The 18071-nt window shown below is 65.8% G+C and carries 16 protein-coding genes; 4 read left to right on the top strand and 12 right to left on the bottom strand.

The window, feature by feature from the left end; all coding sequences use genetic code 11:
* Positions 1 to 135: 135 nt before the first annotated feature.
* The 7 genes from LJ760_RS11855 to LJ760_RS11825 form a co-directional block, all read right to left on the bottom strand.
* Positions 136 to 507 (bottom strand): hypothetical protein, encoded by a 372-nt coding sequence (locus tag LJ760_RS11855; protein WP_227923205.1) that lies wholly within the window; start codon positions 505 to 507, stop codon positions 136 to 138.
* 169 nt (positions 508 to 676) lie between these two features.
* Positions 677 to 1846, bottom strand: a complete 1170-nt coding sequence (locus LJ760_RS11850) for an SGNH/GDSL hydrolase family protein (RefSeq protein ID WP_227923203.1) — start codon at positions 1844 to 1846, stop codon at positions 677 to 679.
* Positions 1847 to 1961: 115 nt separating this feature from the next.
* Entirely contained in the window at positions 1962 to 2978 is a 1017-nt protein-coding gene (locus LJ760_RS11845; protein ID WP_227923201.1) for an ABC transporter substrate-binding protein, read from the bottom strand.
* Complete coding sequence (locus tag LJ760_RS11840; protein WP_227923193.1) at positions 2975 to 3841, bottom strand: ABC transporter permease; 867 nt, start codon at positions 3839 to 3841, stop codon at positions 2975 to 2977. The genes LJ760_RS11845 and LJ760_RS11840 overlap by 4 nt, the downstream gene beginning before the upstream one ends.
* Positions 3841 to 4635, bottom strand: a complete 795-nt coding sequence (locus tag LJ760_RS11835) for an ABC transporter ATP-binding protein (protein WP_227923191.1) — start codon at positions 4633 to 4635, stop codon at positions 3841 to 3843. Before LJ760_RS11835 ends, LJ760_RS11840 begins: the two co-directional genes overlap by 1 nt.
* Positions 4636 to 4649: 14 nt before the next feature.
* Positions 4650 to 5498, bottom strand: coding sequence for an NAD-dependent epimerase/dehydratase family protein (locus LJ760_RS11830; protein WP_227923189.1), 849 nt, complete (start codon positions 5496 to 5498; stop codon positions 4650 to 4652).
* Positions 5495 to 6754: an FAD-dependent oxidoreductase gene (locus LJ760_RS11825; RefSeq protein ID WP_227923186.1), complete on the bottom strand. Its 1260-nt coding sequence runs from the start codon at positions 6752 to 6754 to the stop codon at positions 5495 to 5497. The genes LJ760_RS11830 and LJ760_RS11825 overlap by 4 nt, the downstream gene beginning before the upstream one ends.
* A gap of 149 nt (positions 6755 to 6903) precedes the next feature.
* Between LJ760_RS11825 and LJ760_RS11820 the strand changes: the two genes are divergently transcribed.
* Positions 6904 to 7815, top strand: a complete 912-nt coding sequence (locus LJ760_RS11820; protein WP_227923181.1) for a LysR family transcriptional regulator — start codon at positions 6904 to 6906, stop codon at positions 7813 to 7815.
* Here LJ760_RS11820 and LJ760_RS11815 read toward each other — a convergent pair.
* The 3 genes from LJ760_RS11815 to LJ760_RS11805 form a co-directional block, all read right to left on the bottom strand.
* Positions 7812 to 8996 carry an ROK family transcriptional regulator gene (locus LJ760_RS11815; RefSeq protein WP_227923289.1) on the bottom strand — a complete coding sequence of 395 codons (1185 nt, stop codon included), beginning with the start codon at positions 8994 to 8996 and terminating at the stop codon, positions 7812 to 7814. The two genes, LJ760_RS11820 and LJ760_RS11815, sit on opposite strands and share 4 nt — an antisense overlap.
* Positions 8997 to 9075: 79 nt before the next feature.
* Complete coding sequence (locus LJ760_RS11810) at positions 9076 to 10131, bottom strand: ABC transporter permease (protein ID WP_442860660.1); 1056 nt, start codon at positions 10129 to 10131, stop codon at positions 9076 to 9078.
* A complete protein-coding gene (locus LJ760_RS11805) occupies positions 10128 to 11603 on the bottom strand; it encodes a sugar ABC transporter ATP-binding protein (RefSeq protein ID WP_227923285.1) in 1476 nt (491 codons plus the stop codon). The genes LJ760_RS11810 and LJ760_RS11805 overlap by 4 nt, the downstream gene beginning before the upstream one ends.
* Before the next feature lie 230 nt (positions 11604 to 11833).
* On the opposite strand from LJ760_RS11805, the gene LJ760_RS11800 reads away from it, so the two are divergent.
* The 3 genes from LJ760_RS11800 (at position 11834) to LJ760_RS11790 (ending at position 15201) form a co-directional block, all read left to right on the top strand.
* A complete protein-coding gene (locus LJ760_RS11800; protein ID WP_227923180.1) occupies positions 11834 to 12874 on the top strand; it encodes a substrate-binding domain-containing protein in 1041 nt (346 codons plus the stop codon).
* A gap of 79 nt (positions 12875 to 12953) precedes the next feature.
* Complete coding sequence (locus LJ760_RS11795; RefSeq protein WP_227923179.1) at positions 12954 to 14147, top strand: Gfo/Idh/MocA family protein; 1194 nt, start codon at positions 12954 to 12956, stop codon at positions 14145 to 14147.
* 52 nt (positions 14148 to 14199) lie between these two features.
* A complete protein-coding gene (locus tag LJ760_RS11790; RefSeq protein WP_227923178.1) occupies positions 14200 to 15201 on the top strand; it encodes a sugar phosphate isomerase/epimerase family protein in 1002 nt (333 codons plus the stop codon).
* Positions 15202 to 15276: 75 nt separating this feature from the next.
* On the opposite strand, the gene mmsB is transcribed toward LJ760_RS11790, so the two are convergent.
* Both mmsB and mmsA read right to left on the bottom strand, forming a co-directional pair.
* Positions 15277 to 16479, bottom strand: coding sequence for a multiple monosaccharide ABC transporter permease (gene mmsB, locus LJ760_RS11785; RefSeq protein WP_442860659.1), 1203 nt, complete (start codon positions 16477 to 16479; stop codon positions 15277 to 15279).
* The gene (gene mmsA, locus LJ760_RS11780; RefSeq protein ID WP_227923176.1) at positions 16476 to 18023 is read right to left on the bottom strand and encodes a multiple monosaccharide ABC transporter ATP-binding protein; all 1548 of its coding nucleotides are present in this window, start codon (positions 18021 to 18023) and stop codon (positions 16476 to 16478) included. Before mmsA ends, mmsB begins: the two co-directional genes overlap by 4 nt.
* Between the last annotated feature and the right edge of the window lie 48 nt (positions 18024 to 18071).

Genomic DNA, 18071 nt, shown 5'->3' with positions numbered 1-18071 from the left:
CGGCACCAGACGCCGCACCGCCGGTCTTGTCTAAAGGAAAACTGGCAAGAGCCTTCGAAACAATACTTAGCCGCCGAAGTCTTCTTCGGATTGTTCGCCCTTGTGCAAGGAACCGCCAGGTCACTCACGTGGGAATCATTGGCTATTGAGGTACACCTCGTATTCGGCTGCTGCTGCCATGATGTCCTGATACGCGACGAAGTCGTATCCCTCAAGGAGATAAGGGCGGTGGGACTGGGCGCCGTTGGTGCAAATAACATCGTCGTGCCAGTCATAGTTGTACGTCTCATTGTAGTGACAAGCCCACCCCGAAGGCTCAGGGAAGTAACGAGGTATCTCTGATTCATCGGCTGCCCAGCCGGGCTGTTCTTCTGGACGGTATTCGTCGATCGGGGGTTCTTCGTTTCCGATCGTGTCTGAGTATTCCGGGCTGTGGGACGAGTCGCATCCACAAAGCAATGCGGCTGCGAGAAGCGACACGGCGATGGCACTGAGATGTCGTTTCATGCTGCAAAGATAGCAACCGAACTGCGAGGATAACGCGTTCTGCGTTGCGATTCTTAGTGCAGCCGGAAAACTGCGAACGCCAAGCCGGTCGGGACCCCACCCGCAAAACAGCCCTGCAGGAGTTGGGCGCGCAACATCAGGTGCAGCCGATACCTCGGTTCGGCTTCTCCTAGGCCATCCTTCCCATCTCAAACACCTGCCGGAACGGCCCGTCTACCTCGAACGCATACTCCGCAAACCGCTCCCCGATCATCCGATGCGTATCGGTGTCCGGGTGCAGCGCGTCAGGCAACGGATGCACCTCAGCGTCCGCGGCCCCGTAAAGACTCAGCCCGTCCAGGAAAAACAGGTTCGGATCGTCCGTCCGGCGCTCAACGAGCGACGACAACGCCTCACGGATCACCCGCAGCGTCAGCTGGCCCGCAGCCACACCTTCCGGCGAACCGGTAGCAACAAACCGAATCTGCTCCGTCCCGAACGACGCCGGGTCGAAAGCACCGGGGCCCGGAGTGTCCTCATGGATACCGCAGAATATGGGCGAAATGAGCACCAGAGGTGTCTCCGGGTGCCCCTCACGGATCGTGTCGAGGAAGCCGTGCACCGCAGGCACAAAGGCGCGCAGCCGCATGGAATCCATGTTCACCACATTGATGCCCAGCTTCACACTGATGAAATCGGCCGGGGTATCGCGCATCACCTGCGCCGTGAACGGATCCACGAGCGCGCTTCCACCGAAACCAAGACTGTGAAGTTCGACGCCGCCGAGGTGCGCCGCAATCACAGGCCAGATTTGAGACGGCGTAGCGGCATTTGAGCCGTGGCTAATGGAGCTGCCGTGGTGCAGCCAGACGGGCTTGCCCGAGGAATACGGTGCCACGGGAGCATCCGACCGCAGCTCCACGAGCTCGACAGACTCGTTGTGCGGAAGCCAGACCTCCACCACCTTTTCGCCCGCGGGCAGCCGGAACACGCTGGTGTGCGATGGTCCCTCAAACGGAGTCGCGGCCCCGGTCGACATATCCACCTCGACGTAGTCGCCGCCGGTGAGCTCGTCGCTCTCGAGCAGCTTTCCGTCGACCACCAAATCCACAGAACCCCGCGGCCGGTCCGCACCCCGGTAAACCACCCGGGACGGGTGCACCACAACCGCCAGAACCTCCGCCGTCGCCGAGAAAACCAGCCGAACCCCGGAGGGCTGGCTTTCCGCCATCAGCAACTGGGGATCGGGGAACCGGGTACGCACCGAAGCCGGCAACCGGTGCGGACGCAGACCGCGAGGAGTCGTTTCCAGTTCCGCCGCACCACGAACAAGGGAGGGCGTAATGGGGGTGGTGATCATACTCAGGGTCTTCTCTCGGTTGTCCACATAGGCACCCTCAGTTTATGCGGCGCCCAGACATGACAGCGGCACCCCGGTTTCCCGGGATGCCGCTGCGAATGCCAGACAGATGTAGTTAGGACGTCTTCTCGGAGAAGGATGAATCGATATAGGTGTCCTGCTTGATGGCTTCCTCGTACTCAATGGCACCGGACTCCATCCAGACAGCTTCCATGCCCTCCAGCTGCTCTGGCAGCGGCTCCAGATTCGGCATCCAGGTGTAGAGCGGAACGGATTTCAGTTCCTCGACCGTCTGTCCCGTCGCCTCGGCAATGATCTTCAGGTTCTCGTCCGAGTAGCGGTCCTCGCCCTGCAGGTCCTTAGCAGCACGGGCTACGGCATCGAAGAACTTCTGTGCGTTCTCGGTGTCGGCGAACTGGCCACCGTACAGCATGCCGGTGCCGGAAGTTCCGGCCGGCGGGACAGCCATGGAAACGCCGGTGCCGTCGTCGATGGCCAGCGTGGAGAACGGAGCCGAGATCAAGCCGGCGTCGAGGCTGCCGTTGGCCAGCGCCGTCGGCATGTCCGGGTTGCCGAGGTTCACAATCTCGACGTCATTGATGGTCAGGCCTTCCTCTTCGAGGGCCAGGCTGAGCAGGAAGGCACCCGTGCCGCCCGCACCGCCGGCAGCACCGATCTTCTTGCCCTTCAGGTCAGCGATGCTGGTGATATCACCGGAATCCACTTTTGCCTTGGAAACCACCAGGTCAGTCGGGCTCTTCTCAGTGTCGCCGTCGCTGACACCCATGGACGCCACAACCTTTATGTCCAACCCGGTTGCAATGGCACTGAACATGCCGGCGGAGAAGCCGGCGGCAACGACGTCGAGCTTTCCGCTGGAAGCCAGAGGCACCGCGTCCTGGCCGGACTTCACGGTTTCGAGCTGGACGTCCAGGCCCGCTTCGTCGAAGTAGCCCTTCGCTTCAGCAACGTAAATCGGCGCGAAAATCGGCAGCTGGACAATTCCGACCTTCACCGTTGCGGTTTCCGTGCTCCCCTCTTCGGAGGAAGAGGAGCCCGAGTCCGCGCCGCAGGCGGAGAGGGCAAGTCCGGCCAGCACCGTTGCTGCCAGGACCTTGAGGTGTTTTTTCATTTTTGATCTTTCTTCTTAGATCCGGATGAGTATTTCCAGGGCAGGGCAGCCCGTTCAAGAAGGATGATGAGCGCCGTCACCGCTGCGCCCACCAGGGACACCACAATGAGGCCGACGTACATTTTGCTGGGCTGGAACAGCTGCCAGGAGTTCCAGATGAGATAGCCCAGTCCGTTGTTGGAGGCGACAAACTCGACGGCGGTGATCACGATAACGGACATTCCCGCGGCCACGCGCAGGCCCGTCATGATCGCCGGAGTTGCGCCGGGAAGCAGTACGTAGCGGAAAAGCTTCAGTCCGCTGGCCTTGTAGGCCCGGGCCGCTTCCAGCACCCGGCTGTCGATCTGGACAATGCCGGCCAGGGTGTTGATCTGCATTACGAAGAACACGGAAATGGCAACGGAAAGCACCTTAGGTGTTTCCGTCAGCCCGAAGATCAGCAGCAGCAGCGGAACAATGGCGATTTTCGGCAGGGCATAAAGGGCAGTGAACGTCGGCCCCAACGCGGCGCGCACCGGCCGCCAGACTCCCATCAGCAGGCCGGCCAGGATGCCGGTGACGGCGCCCAGCACGAAGCCCAGCAGCAGTCGGCCCATGGTGGCCGAGGTGTGCTGCCACAGCTCGCCGCTCAGGGTCATCTTCCATGCCTGCTCGGCGATGAGGCTCGGCGGGGTGAAGAGCCGGGCGTCCAGGGCACCGTTCCGGGCGGCCACCTCCCACAGAGCCAGGAGCAGCACCGGGGTCAGGGTGGACAGCAGGATGTCGCGGTAGCGCAGCCGGACAACCTGCCGATACTCACGGCGGATGGCGCCGTCGAGCTCGGAGGAGTCCGTGGTCTTGGGGGCAGTTGCGGTGTTAGTCATTAGGAGAACCTCAAAGATGCTTGTACCTCGTCGCGGAGGGAATCCCAGATGTCCTGCTTCATGGAGCCGAATTCGCTGGTGCCCTCGATTTCCATGCTGCGGGGACGTCCGAAGGGCACGTCGATGATCTCCTTGACGCGGCCCGGGCGGGCGGACATCATCACGATCTGGTCGCCGAGCAGGAGGGCCTCGTCGATGGAGTGCGTCACCAGGACAACGGTTTTGCGTTCCAGTTCCCACAGCCGGACCAGTTGTTCCTGCATCAGCATGCGGGTCTGCGCGTCCAGGGCTCCGAGCGGCTCATCCATGAGCAATGCCGGGGACCCGGTGGCAAAGGCCCGGGCAATGGCGATGCGCTGCCGCATCCCGCCCGAGAGCTGGTGCGGATAGCTTTCCTCGAAACCGGTGAGGCCGGCTTCCGCAATCCAGTGCCGGGCGTGTTCGAGGCGTTCCCGCTTGCCGACGCCGGCCATGTGCTCGCCGAAGGCCACGTTCTGCAGGACGTTGAACCACGGGAATACCCCGTGTTCCTGGAAGACAAAGGCCGACGCCGGCACCTTCTCCGCGGAAACGTTCCGGGTGACCGTCCCGGTGGTAGCCGTTTCCAGTTCCCCCAGGATCCGGAGCAGGGTGGACTTCCCGCAGCCGGACGGGCCGACGATGCAGGTAAAGGAGCCCTCTTTCAGCTTGAGGTTGATGTCATCAAGGGCGTGCACGTTCTGCGATCCGGTGAAGACCTTGTGGACCGAGTCGACCTCGAACGCGTAGCGAACCTCGGGTGGAGCTTGTGTCATTTCGAAATTCCTCATCAGGTGGAGGGATGCATGCTGGGCTGGCGGGGAGGACGCGGTGAGCAGAAGACGCCGCCGATGAACTGACGGTCCCAGTCGGACTCTGCGGCCGAAGCCGGTGCCGCCGGACCGGTCAGGTCTCCGGCGTAACGTTCTGCATCATCCTTGGGAACGTAGCCGAGGGCGGCCCCGGCGTCCGGCGAGAGATAGCTTCGGGTGTTGGCTGAAACCCCCCAGACAATCCGGAATCCTTTCACTGAATCCGTCAGGGCTGCCGTAAAGAGGCGGGCGGCGTCGTCGGGCGAGAGCCAGGTGCTCAACATCCGGACGTCCCGCGGCCGGTCGAACCGCGACGCGATGCGCAGGCAGACTACGTCCATCCCGAAACGGTCGGAATAGTAGCTGCCCAGCGCTTCCACCGCCGCCTTCGAGACGCCGTACAGAGTGTTCGGCCGCACCGGAGTGTTGTCCGGAATGAAGTCCCCGGCCGGAGGTACCGGGGTGAACCCGGCGGCATGGATGGAGCTGGCAAGGATCACCCGCGGCACCCCGGCCATGTGGGCGGCTTCCAGAACGGAATGGGTGCCGTCGATATTCGCGGACAGGATCCGGTCCCAGTCATCTTCCAGCGGAATCCCGGCCAGGTGGATGACGGCGCCGCATCCGCGGAACGCCTCCACGAGCGTCCCGGTGTCGGCCACCTCGGTCAGCACCCAGTCCTGCCCGAAGGATTCGGCCGGCGGTGTCCGGTCCACGCAGACCATGGAGTAGCCCGCATCGGCCAGCCGGGGAATGATGTCCCGGGCCAGGCTGCCGGCGGCACCGGTGACGGCGATCCGTTTGGTGTCCGGATGGTTGATACTCACAGCAGGGCCCCCTGGTCTTGAAGCAGTCCGCGCAGCTTGGAAACGTCCACACTGCCGGTGGAACTATGGAGTGATGCGGCCAGGCCGGCCGCATGCCCGGTGGCGAACGAGGTGCCCATCACCCGCAGCGAGGCAAACGAGCGGCTGTCACTGCTGGTGAGCCGGCCTGCGCCCCAGAGGTTGGGGATATTGGCGCTGGTCACGGCCCCGTAAGGGATGTCATACCACTTGCGGTCCTTGATGCCGCTGTAGGTGGTGGCGCCGGGGGTCGCATGGTCCTCCATCGGCCAGCCGCACCGGGCAATCCCGTCGGCCGGACGACGCCGGGCGGTCAGGACGTCGTCGGCGGTTACGCTTTCGCGGCCCTGCATCCGGCGGGCTTCCCGGATGCCGATCTGCGGACCGGTGGATGCCAGGTACGCGCCGGACCAACCGCGCATGCCCGCCTTCAGCGCCTCAAGGTAATGCCGGGCCTTGGCTCGGCCGTCCTGTTCGGCGCGGGAAAGTTCGTGCACGTCCAGGACGTCCACGTATTCGTCCGCAAGCAGGAGCATCAGCTCGCGTGAACGGGGCATCCGTACGCAGGTGCCGTTGCTCCGGGTGAGGATTTCTCCGGTGGTTTTGCCGTAGGCGGCGAAGGCGTCATCCATGGCGGAGGTGGACAGGTCCGCATCTTCGCCGACGCCGCCGACCCGCATCACCAGGGTGCTGGCCTGGCGACGTTCGGTCGGTGAAAGCTGATACTCGGCGCCAGCGGCCTGCAGCAGCGCGCCATCGCCGCTGCAGTCCACGAACGCGGTGCCGGAAAGATGCAGGTTGCCGCCGCGGTGCACCACCTGCACGGCGCTGATTCCGCCGGCGTCGGTATCCGCGGCAACGAGGGTGCTGTGGAACAGGACGTCGACGCCGGCCGAGCGGACCAGCTGGTCCAGCACCGACTTAGTGGTTTCCAGATCGAGGACCACGATGGTGTTTCCCGTAGCGGGCGAGGTCTCGAAGTGCAGGAGTTCCTGGCGTTCCAGCTCGTCCAGGAAGTCCTGCCCAATGCCGCGCACCACCTGTTCCCTGGTCTGGTCAAAGAAGCCGCAGTAGGCCAGGACCGAGCTGTTGGTTGCCGCTCCCCCGAGGAATCCGTATTGCTCAATGAGGCAGACGCTGGCTCCGGCGCGGGCAGCGCTGACAGCTGCTGCCACGCCGGCAGCGCCGCCACCCACAACGACGACGTCGTAGGTTGCGGTGGTGGAAAGGGAAGTCATCAAAATCCTTAGATTGCAGGTGAATCACGGAGTGAGCTGAGTCACACCAAGCACATAAGAACCATGGTCCACTTGTATGCATAAATCAAATGCCTAAAAGTGCCTGTCGGTATGCCTTTTAGGTATCTCAGGTCGCAGGGGGCAGGAACATGGAAATCCGGCAGTTGAAGTACTTTGTCCGCACGGCGGAGACCGGCAGCATCAGCGGCGCCGCCGTTGAACTGCATATGACGCAGCCGGCGCTGAGCCGGCAACTCGCCGAGCTCGAGAAGGAACTCGGGGGTGCCCTGCTGCAGCGGAACCCGCGCGGCGTGACGCTGACTGCTCTGGGACACGTCATCAAAACCCACGCGGACACCATCCTCGCCCAGGTGGACCGCACCCCGGAGTTGGTCCGGTTGGCCGCGGGCAGCCGCTCACTGATCCGGCTCGGCGCGCCTCCTGGATTGCCGCATGACTGGTTCCGCGCTGCCGTCCAGACGGTGGAGTCCGCAGGGTTGGCGGTGCGCTTTTCGCTCTATGAGGCCAGCAGCGATGAGCAAAGCCGCTTGCTGCGGGCCGGCCAGATCGACCTGGCCCTCCTGCACACGGAACCCGCGGAAGGCATCAACGGGCAGCACCTGCTCACCCAGCCGCTGGGGGCAGCCGTCCGGCCGACGTCGCCGCTCAGCACCCGGGATGTCCTGGGCCTCTTTGATCTGGACGGCCTCACCGTGATGGCACACGCTGCCGGGGAAATCCGCGTCCAGGAGGTCAAGCTGCGCAGCGCCGCCGAGGCCGCGGGCGTGCGTACGCACTGGGTCTTCCGGCGGTTCAGCCACCACAGCCTGCTGATTGCCGACCTGGCCGACGCCGATGCGGCGCTCACCACCGAGGCGTCGGCAGGGCTCAACTTTCCCGGGTGGAAGTGGGTGCCGCTGACGGCACGGGATGCGGCCGGGCATTTACTGCAGGTTGAGACGTGGGCGGCATGGAACGCTGCGGCGTCGCCGGAGGTCCGGAAGGTCGCCGACCTGTTCCGGTCGACGCCGGTGCAGGTCTTGGACGGGCCGGAAAGCTAAACCCCCACCCGCCCCGCAAGCATCCGCTCCACACTCTCCGCGGACAACGCGTGCTGGATGGCAAGCTGGGACGCACCCAGCATCCCGGCGTCGAGCCCGGACGAGGACTGCACAATCCGCAGGTGCTGGGTGGCCAGCGGCATGGTGCGTGAATAGACCACTTCGCGCACCCCGGCAATGAAGTGCTCGCCGGTCATCGCCATTGAGCCGCCGAACACAATCACCTCGGGGTTCAGCATGCTCAGGCAAGCGGACAACACCTCGCCCACCTCGCGGCCGGCCTGCCGCACCGCATGCACCGCCTCGTGGTTGCCCGAGTGGACCAGAGCGACGACGTCGCGCCCGTCCTCCGCTTCCAGCCCCAGAGAACGCAGCCGGGCGGCCACCGCCGGCCCGGAAGCCAACGCCTCCAGGCAACCGCGGTTCCCGCACCGGCACAACAGATCCTCCCCGGAGGGCACACGGATGTGCCCGATGTCCCCGGCCACCCCGTCAGCGCCGCGCAGCAGGACACCGTTGCAGATGATCCCGGCGCCGATGCCGGTGGCGACCTTTACGAAGACCAGGTTCTCGACGTCGGGCCACGCGGCTTCGCGCTCCCCCATCGACATCACGTTGACGTCGTTATCCACCAGCACCGGCACATGGAAGGACTCCTGCAGGTAGCCGGGGACGTCGAAGCCGTGCCAGCCGGGCATGATCGGCGGGTTGATCGGACGGCCGGAGCGATGCTCCACGGGCCCGGGCAGCCCGACGCCGACGGCGAGCAGCTCGGCAGCGGACCGGCCGGTCTCGGCCAGCAGCGCATTGCCAAGCTCCACCACCGTGTCCAGCACGGCACCCGGACCGTCACTGACCAGCAGATCGCGGGAGGCGTCGGCCAGGGCAGTGCCGGCCAGGTCGGTGAGGCCCACGCGCAGGTGGCTTGCGCCGACGTCGACCCCCAAGACCACACGCGCCCCGGTCTGCAGCGCGAACCGGGAGGACGGCCGCCCGCCGGTCGACACCGCGTCTTCAATCGGCGCCACGAGCCCGAGGTCCATGAGCAGCTCCAGCCGCAGCGCAATGGTGGACCGGGCCACCCCCACCAGATCGGCCAGCTCGCTGCGGGTGCGGGGCTGTCCGTCCCGCAGGAGCTGAAACAGTTCGCTGGCCCCGGGAGCGGTGGGGTTATTCCTTATATCGACCACTGGGCAATTGAAGCATAGGGATCGACGCTACGGCGTCGGCCCGGCGACGCGGACCGCCCAACAGACATGCTCATAGCGCCCCCTTCCGCCTGCCGGTCCCCCGCACGGCGAACCGCTGCTGCAGCAGCACGGCCACCACAATGATCGCGCCGCGGGCCACGGCCTGCACCGAGGTATCCAGGTTGTTCTGTGTAAAGACGTTGATGAGGGTGCTGAACAGCAGCACGCCCAGCACGGTGCCCACAATGGTGCCGCGCCCGCCGATCAGCAGGGTTCCGCCCACGACGACGGCGGCTATCACTTCCAGTTCGTACAGCAGTCCGTGGGTGGAGGTGCCGGCGGTGGTGCGGCCCATCATCATGATTCCGGCGATGCCGGCGGTGAGGCCGGAGAGGACGTACAGCAGGACAATGTGCCGCTTCACCTTGATGCCCGCCAGCCGTGCGGCCTCCAGGTTCCCGCCGATCGCCACGGTCCGGCGCCCGAAGGTGGTGCGGTTGAGCAGGAACCAGCCGGCAACGGCCACCAGCAGGAAGATCCAAATCAGCAGCGGGACGCCCAGGAAGTTCGAGCGCATCACGGAGAGGAAGTCCCGGTTGGTGACAATCTGCGTGCTGCGGCCGGAGATCAGCTCCGCCACGCCGCGCGCGGCCACCAGCATCGCGAGGGTGGCAATAAACGCCACAACGTTCCCGTACGCGATGATCACCCCGTTGATCAGCCCGGCCCCTACACCGACCGCCAGCGCCACCAGCACCATCAGCAGCCAGCTGCTGTTTGTGGCGGCCAGCTGCACCGAGGTGAGGGTGGCCAGCACCGTGGTCAGGCCCATCACCGAACCCACCGAGAGGTCGATGCCGCCGGCGGTAATCACAAAGGTTGCCCCGATGGCGATCACCCCGAAGATCGACGCGTACCGCAGGATGGTCAACATGTTGTCCAGGTTCAGGAAGCGCTCGCCGCTGGTGACCGCCCCGACAATAAACAGCAGCGCCAGGGCAATGACCAGGCCGATGTTGCGGCCCGCGGATCCGCCCAGGAACTTTCCCAGCGGATTGCTGCGGGGCTCCGCAGCCGTGCCGCCGCTGGGAGGCGGCTGCAGCGCCGCCGTCGTTGATTCGCTCACTGCGCACTTCCTTTCAGCACCAGGTCAAGCACGGTGTGCTCGTCCATTTCGTCTGCGTTGCCGGTAGCGAGGACGCGTCCGGCGTCGAGCACCAGGATCCGGTCCGCCAGGCCGATCACTTCCTCGATCTCGCTGGACACCACCACAATCGCCACGCCTTGAGCCGCGAGGCTGCGGATCAGCGCGTAAATCTCGGTCTTGGCGCCGACGTCGACGCCGCGGGTCGGCTCATCCAGCAGCAGCACCCGGGTACCGTGGATCAGCCAGCGGGCCAGCAGCACCTTCTGCTGGTTGCCGCCGGAGAGGGTGCGGGCGGCCCGGTCCGGATCGGGCGGGCTCAGCTGCAGCGCGTCGGCCTGCTCTCGTGCGGCCTTCTTTTCGGCGCGTTCGTTCAGCCAGCCGTGCCGGGCGAACCGGGCAAAGGTGGACAGCGTGACATTGCGGTAGATGGGCTCCTCCAGCAGCAGCCCCTGGCTTTTGCGTTCCTCCGGGGACAGGCCGAGCCCGGCATTCACCGCAGCCCGCACCGATCCGGGCCGCAGCGTCCTGCCCTCCACAGTGACGGTGCCCGACGTCGCACGCCGGGCACCGTAAATAGTCTCCAGAATCTCCGAACGGCCGGATCCGACCAGCCCGGCCAGGCCGAAGATTTCCCCGGCCCGGACCGTGAAGCTCACGTCCCTGAAGGAGCCGGCCAGCCCGAGCCCCTCCACCTGCAGCGCCACCGGGGCGTCCGACGACGGCGGCCTCCGCGGCGGGAACACATTCGCCACATCCCGGCCGGTCATCAGCCGAACCAGTTCGGCGCGGGGAGTATCGACAACCGGAAGGGAGGACGCGGTGCTGTAGCCGTCCTTGATCACCGAGATCCGGTTGCCGATCTGCCGGATCTCCTCCAGCCGGTGCGAGATGTAGACAACCGCGATGCCCTGACCGGTGAGTTCCCGGATCACCCGGAACAGGTTGGCCACCTCGCCGGAGTCCAGGATGGCACTGGGCTCATCCATGATGATCAACCGGGCGTTGCGGGACAGGGCCCGGGCCAGGCTGACAATCTGCTTCCCGGCCGCGGACAGGCTGCCCACTTCCGCGGACGGCGACAGGTCCTCGTGCCCCAGCCGAGCCAGCAGCTCCCGGGTCCGACGGCGCGCGTCGCGGACGCGGAGCACTCCCCCGCGGGCGTCTTCGTGGCCCAGGAAGATGTTCTCGGTGACGCTCAGTCCGTCCACCACATCCAGTTCCTGGTACATGGTGGCAATGCCCAGTGCCAGGGCGTCGGCCGGACGCGCCAGTTGCACGGGTTCCCCGTTCCAGCGGATCTCCCCGCCGTCCGGTACGTACACCCCGGACAGGGCCTTGATCAGGGTGGATTTCCCGGCGCCGTTCTGGCCCAGGACGCAGTGCACTTCGCCGGGAAGGACGTCCAGGTCGACGCCGCGCAGCGCCCGGACGCCGGCGAAACTCTTGCTCAGGCTGCGCACCTCAAGCAGCGGCTGCTGTACCGGCTGAGGAGGGGCGGCAGATGCTCCCGATGCTGTCATGGCACGGAGCTTACACACTTATGTCGATCATCAGTAGTATGTTGGCGCTTTATCGTCGGACTTCTGTTACTGTGACGCATGTCACGACGATGTGCAGTGCGCTGGCTGGTTCCGATGGGGTGCGGACTCGCCTCAGCGCCCCACTTACAGAGGAGAGAACCATGCACGCACCACGCATGCGCGGGAAGATCATCACCGCTGCGGCCTTCTTCGCCGCCGGCGGGCTTGCCCTCACCGGCTGCACTGCAGGCGAGGACACTAATGCCGAACCGACCAACAACTCCGTGGAAGGCAACCAGTCCGAGGGCGAGACCGTCGTCATCGGGTTCTCCGGACCGGCCGCGGACCACGGCTGGCTGGGCGCCATCAACTCCGCCGCCACCGCCGAAGCCGAGAAATACCCGGACATCGACCTGCGGGTGGCCGAAGGAACCAATGACGCGAACCTGCAGATCAGCCAGGTGGAGCAGTTCATCAATGACCAGGTGGACGCCATTGTCCTGCTGCCCACCGACGGCGCTGCCCTCACCGACGTCGCCATCCGCGCCATGGAGGCGGGCATCCCCGTGATCAACGTGGACCGTGAGTTCTCCAGTCCCTTCGCCGCCCGTGCCACCGTCCTCGGCGACAACTACGGCATGGGCGTCAGCGCCGGTACCTTCATCTGCGAGCAGGTGGGCGACCAGCCCGACGCCGTGGTGGCCGAAATTGCCGGCATCGACGCCCTGCCGCTCACCCAGGACCGCAGCGAAGGCTTCAAGGACGCCCTCGCCGGCTGCGGGCTCGAGGTCAACAACCGGGTGTCCGCGGACTTCACCGTCCAGGGCGGCGAGGCCGCAGCGTCCCAGCTGCTCGCCGCCGCACCGGAAATCGACGCGCTGTGGAACCACGACGACGATCAGGGCATCGGCGTCCTGGCCGCCATCGACGCCGCCGGACGCGACGAGTTCATCATGGTGGGCGGCGCCGGCTCCGCAAATGCCATGCGGGAAATCGAGTCCGGGGACAGCGTCCTGCAGGCGACCATCATCTATCCGCATACCCAGGCCGCGGACGGCATCCGGCTGGCCCGGCTGCTGGCGCAGGACAAGGCCATGAGCGACCTGGTCGAGATCGAGGTGCCCAACCGCGTGGTGCTCAACGCCCCGGTGGTCACCAGCGAAAACGTCGAGGAATACCTGCCCACCGCCTTCGAGTCCTGACCGGGCTATCCGAACGAGAGCCGGGCGGCCCGGGCACCCGCGCAATCAGCACAGCACAGCACAGCACTAAGGAGAGAACATGCAGGACGATAAGCCGCTGAGGGTGGCGCTGGTGGGCCACGGCTTTATGGGTGCGGCCCACTCACAGGCCTGGCGGGTGGCCCCGCGGTTCTTCGACCTGCCCCTGCAGCCGCGGATGAACCTGCTGGTGGGCCGGAATGCGGACCGGACCTCAGCCGCCGCCCGGAAATGGGGTTGGGCCGAGTCCGCCACCGATTGGCGGGAGGCGGTCACCCGGGAGGATATCGACGTCGTCGATATCGTGACGCCCGGTGCTTCCCATGCCGAGATCGCCATCGCAGCGCTCGACGCCGGCAAGCACGTGCTCTGCGAAAAGCCGCTCGCCAACACGGTGGAAGAGGCGCAGGCGATGGCCGACGCCGCCGCCCGCGCCGAGGCGCGCGGCATCAAAGCGATGGTGGGCTTCACCTACCGGCGGCTGCCTGCCACCACGCACGCCCGGAACCTCGTGGCCGCCGGAGCGATCGGCACGGTCCGGCAGGTGCGGGCCGTGTACCTGCAGGACTGGCTGGTGGACGAGGACTCCCCGCTGACCTGGCGGCTGCAGCAGGACGAGGCGGGGTCCGGCGCCCTCGGCGACCTGGGCGCGCATGCCATTGACCTGGCCCAGTACATTACCGGGGTGCCGCTGGCCGAAGTCAGCGGCACCCTCGCCACCCTGGTCCCCACCCGTCCGGTGCCCGAAACGGACCAGCGCGGCACGGGTCTGGGCGGCGGCGGAGGACCCGCCGACGCCGGCACCCGCGGTCCGGTAACGGTCGACGACGTCGCGCTGTTCCTCGGGCGCTTCGAGGACGGCGTGCTCGGGTCCTTCGAAGCCAGCCGCATGGCGACCGGCCGCAAGAACGCGTTCCGGCTCGAAGTCTCCGGCAGCAAAGGTGCCATCAGCTTCGACCTGGAGGACCTGAACTTCCTGGGCTTTATGGATTACACCGTTCCGCCGGACCGGCAGGGCTTCACCCGCATCATGGTGACCGAACCGGACCACCCCTATATCTCCGCGTGGTGGCCCGCCGGCCACTCGCTCGGCTACGAACACGGCTTCGTGCACCAGGCGAAGGACTTCGTGGAGGCCATCGCCGCCGGAACCGCACCCGCGCCGTCGTTCGCTGACGGCCTGCAGGTCCAGGAAGTCCTCGACGCCGTGTCCCGCAGCGCCGCGAAATCCAGCGTCTGGCTGCCCGTGCGCTGACCGTCCCGTCCCATCGCACCATCCCCCGCCCACGCAGGCAAAGGAGCCCGCCATGTCCCGACCAGTCACTCTGTTTACCGGCCAGTGGGCCGATCTGCCCCTTGAAGAAGTGGCCCGGCTTGCCTCCGGCTGGGGGTACGACGGGTTGGAAATCGCCTGCTGGGGCGACCATCTGGACCCCTGGCGGTGGGATGACGAGGAGTACGTGCAGAGCCGCCGCGACATCCTGGAGAAGTACCGCCTGAAGGTGTTCGCCATTTCCAACCACCTCAAGGGGCAGGCGGTCTGCGACGATCCGATCGATCAGCGGCACCGCGACATGGTGTCCGACGCCGTCTGGGGCGACGGCGATCCGGAGGGGGTCCGGCGCCGGGCCGCCGAGGAAATGAAGCACACCGCCCGGCTCGCCGCGGCCCTCGGGGTGGACACCGTGATCGGTTTTACCGGCTCGTCCATCTGGAAATACGTGGCCATGTTTCCGCCGGTCTCGGCGGAGGCGATCGACGCCGGGTACCAGGACTTTGCCGACCGGTGGAATCCGATCCTCGACGTCTTTGACGAGGTGGGCGTGCGCTTTGCCCACGAGGTTCATCCCAGCGAAATTGCCTACGACTACTGGACGACGCAGCGGGCGATGGAGGCCATCGGGCACCGGCCCGCGTTCGGCCTGAACTGGGACCCCAGCCACTTTGTCTGGCAGGACCTGGACCCGGTGGCTTTCCTCTGGGATTTTCAGGACCGGATCTACCACGTCGACTGCAAGGACACGAAGAAGCGGATGACCAACGGCCGCAACGGCCGGCTCGGCTCGCACCTGCCCTGGGCCGATCCGCGGCGCGGCTGGGACTTCGTATCCACCGGCCACGGGGACGTGCCGTGGGAGGACGCCTTCCGGATGCTCAACAGCATCGGCTACGACGGCCCGATCTCGGTGGAATGGGAAGACGCCGGAATGGACCGGCTGGTCGGAGCACCGGAGGCACTGGCCTTCGTCCGTTCGCTGGCAATGGATCCGCCCGACGCAGCATTCGACGCGGCGTTTTCGTCGAGATAGGCCCGGGAAAACGACGACGGCGGCCCCTCCTTCGGGAGGCGGCCGCCGTCGTCGTCGTTCGAGCGAAGCAAAACCCTACCGCGCGTTGCGCTTCCGGCTGAGTCCGAAGACCACGGCCAGCAGCAGCACGAGGCCCTTGATGATCTGCTGCCATGCGGCGTCGACGGACAGGATGGACAGGCCCTGGTTCAGCACACCCATCACCAGGCCGCCGATCACGGCGCCCACCACGGTGCCCACGCCGCCTTGCACCGATGCGCCGCCGATGAACACCGCGGCAATGGCATCGAGTTCAAACCCTCCGCCGGCCGAAGCCACGGCTCCCCCGGCGCGGGCGGTGTTGACCACGGCGGCCAGTCCGGCGAGGAAGCCCATGTTCACAAACACCAGGAAGTTCACCCACTGGGTCTTCACTCCGGACATCATGGCGGCGTTCAGGTTCCCGCCCATGGCGTAGATGTGCCGGCCGAACACTGTGCGGCCCAGCAGGAATGAATACGCCAGCACCAACCCGGCCAGGAGGATCAGGATGATCGGCAGCCCGCGGCTGTAGGCCAGCAGGTAGCAGAGGTACATGATGGCGAAGACGGCCACGGCGTTCTTGAACACGAACGAGCCCATCCGTTCCCGCGGCAGGTCGAGCCGGCGCAGGTCCGCCCGGCCCTTCAGCTGCTGCAGCACCAGGGCAACCGACGCCAGCGCACCGATGCCCAGGGTCAGCAGGTCCGGGGTGCCGGTGGAGGGCAGGGTACCGGAGCTAATGGCATTGAACGGCCGGGGCAGGCCGCTGATCGTGCCACCGGTCAGCAGGACCAGGGCTACGCCGCGGAAGACGAGCATCCCGGCGAGGGTAACGATGAAGGCGGGTATCCCCACGAACGCCACCCAGAAGCCCTGCCAGGCTCCGATCAGCGCGCCGACCACCAATGAGAGCACTACGGCCGCCCACCAGGGCATCCCCCAGTCGTTCATGGCCAGGGCGGCAATGGCTCCCACCGCGGCCACCACGGAGCCGACGGACAGGTCAATATGTCCGGCAATGATCACCATGACCATGCCGATGGCCAGGATCAGCACATACGCGTTTTGCTGGATGAGGTTGCTGACGTTGCCCGGATAGAGCAGCCGGCCGCCGGTGAGCACCTGGAACAGCAGGATGATCACAACAAGTGCGGCCAGGATGCCGTATTGGCGCAGGTCTACCCGGCGGCGCTTCTTCGCAGCCGCGGCTTGCGGCGGCAGCGGTGCCTTCGCCTGTTCTGGGGTTGTGGTGGTCACTGGACTTGTACTCCTTGGGTCCTGGCAGCGGTCATGTGGCGCATCAGTTCTTCCTGGGTGGCGTCGGCACGGTCCACTTCGGCAGTGAGTCGGCCCTCGGCGATGGTGTAGATGCGGTCGCAGAGCCCGATCAGTTCGGGCAGTTCGCTGGAGATGACGATTACGGCTTTGCCCTGGGCCGCCATCTCGTTGATGATTCCGTAAATTTCGTACTTGGCGCCGACGTCGATCCCGCGGGTGGGTTCGTCAAGGATCAGCACGTCCGGGCCGGAGTAGATCCACTTGCTGAGGACTACTTTCTGCTGGTTTCCGCCCGAGAGGTTGCCGACGGTCGAGGTGACGCTGGGGGTGCGGATGTTCATCCGCTGCCGGTACTCGTCCGCCACGGCGTATTCCCGGTGCCGGTCAATCACGCCCAGCCGGGCCAGCTTCCCCAGCGCGGCGGCAGAGACGTTGACGGTCACGCTGCCGATGAGGTTCAGGCCGTAGCGCTTGCGGTCCTCGCTGACGTAGGCAAGGCCGTTGCGGATGGCCTCGCCCACGGTACGGGTGCCGATTTCGACGCCGTCCTTGTAGACCCGCCCGGAGATCCCGGTGCCGTACGAGCGGCCGAAGATGCTCATGGCCAGCTCCGTGCGGCCGGCACCCATCAGGCCAGCGAACCCGACAATCTCCCCGGCCCGGACGTGGAACGACGCATCCTTCACCACTACGCGGCCCGGATCCGCCGGGTGATGCACCGTCCAGCCCTCCACCCGGAACTTCTCCTCGCCGATGTCCGGTTCGCGGGGCGGGAACTGGTGGTCCAGCGGCCGGCCAACCATGGCACGGATGATCCGGGTTTCAATCTCGTCGGTGTCCTCCACCGGAAAATCAACAATTGTGCGCCCGTCGCGGATCACCGTGACCGTATCGGCAATCGAGCGGATTTCCTTGAGTTTGTGGGAAATGATGATCGAGGTGATCCCCTGGCCGCGCAGCTGGTCGATCAGGCCCAGCAGGTGGGCGGAGTCGTCGTCGTTCAGCGCTGCGGTGGGCTCGTCGAGGATCAGGATCTTCACTTCTTTGGACAGTGCCTTGGCAATCTCCACCAGCTGCTGTTTGCCCACGCCGAGTTCAAGGATCTTCGTGGCCGGGTTTTCATCCAGTCCCACGCGTTTCAGCAGTGCCGCGGCCTGCAGGTTGGTCTGGTTCCAGTCGATCACCCCGCCGCGGGCCACCTCGTTGCCGAGGAAAATGTTCTCGGCGATGGACAGGAACGGGCTCAGGGCCAGTTCCTGGTGGATGATCACGATGCCGTCGCGCTCGCTGTCGTTGATCGAGTTGTAGCTGACGGGCTTGCCGTCGAGGGTGATTGTCCCGGCAAAGCTGTTGTGCGGATAGACCCCGCTGAGCACCTTCATCAGGGTGGATTTGCCGGCGCCGTTTTCGCCGCAGATCGCGTGCACTTCGCCGCGTTCAACACTTACCGAGACCTCGTCGAGGGCGCGGATGCCGTTGAACTCCTTCACTATGCCGTCCATGGACAGGATGACGTCAGTCATGTGGTTCTCGCTTCAGTAGCTTCAATACAGGCGGCAGCGGCGTGCGGC

Origin of the sequence: Arthrobacter sp. zg-Y895, assembly GCF_020731025.1 — a bacterium.
Lineage (GTDB): Bacteria > Actinomycetota > Actinomycetes > Actinomycetales > Micrococcaceae > Arthrobacter_B.
Note: the sequence above shows the minus strand (reverse complement) of the source record. Positions and strands in the feature narration are given on the sequence as shown.

Coding starts and splice junctions, on each gene's coding strand:
- LJ760_RS11840 (WP_227923193.1), bottom strand. CDS start 3,841: ATGACTAACACCGCAACTGCCCCCAAGACCACGGACTCCTCCGAGCTC.
- LJ760_RS11835 (WP_227923191.1), bottom strand. CDS start 4,635: ATGACACAAGCTCCACCCGAGGTTCGCTACGCGTTCGAGGTCGACTCG.
- LJ760_RS11855 (WP_227923205.1), bottom strand. CDS start 507: ATGAAACGACATCTCAGTGCCATCGCCGTGTCGCTTCTCGCAGCCGCA.
- LJ760_RS11845 (WP_227923201.1), bottom strand. CDS start 2,978: ATGAAAAAACACCTCAAGGTCCTGGCAGCAACGGTGCTGGCCGGACTT.
- LJ760_RS11820 (WP_227923181.1), top strand. CDS start 6,904: ATGGAAATCCGGCAGTTGAAGTACTTTGTCCGCACGGCGGAGACCGGC.
- mmsA (WP_227923176.1), bottom strand. CDS start 18,023: ATGACTGACGTCATCCTGTCCATGGACGGCATAGTGAAGGAGTTCAAC.
- LJ760_RS11790 (WP_227923178.1), top strand. CDS start 14,200: ATGTCCCGACCAGTCACTCTGTTTACCGGCCAGTGGGCCGATCTGCCC.
- LJ760_RS11825 (WP_227923186.1), bottom strand. CDS start 6,754: ATGACTTCCCTTTCCACCACCGCAACCTACGACGTCGTCGTTGTGGGT.
- LJ760_RS11800 (WP_227923180.1), top strand. CDS start 11,834: ATGCACGCACCACGCATGCGCGGGAAGATCATCACCGCTGCGGCCTTC.
- LJ760_RS11850 (WP_227923203.1), bottom strand. CDS start 1,846: ATGATCACCACCCCCATTACGCCCTCCCTTGTTCGTGGTGCGGCGGAA.
- LJ760_RS11795 (WP_227923179.1), top strand. CDS start 12,954: ATGCAGGACGATAAGCCGCTGAGGGTGGCGCTGGTGGGCCACGGCTTT.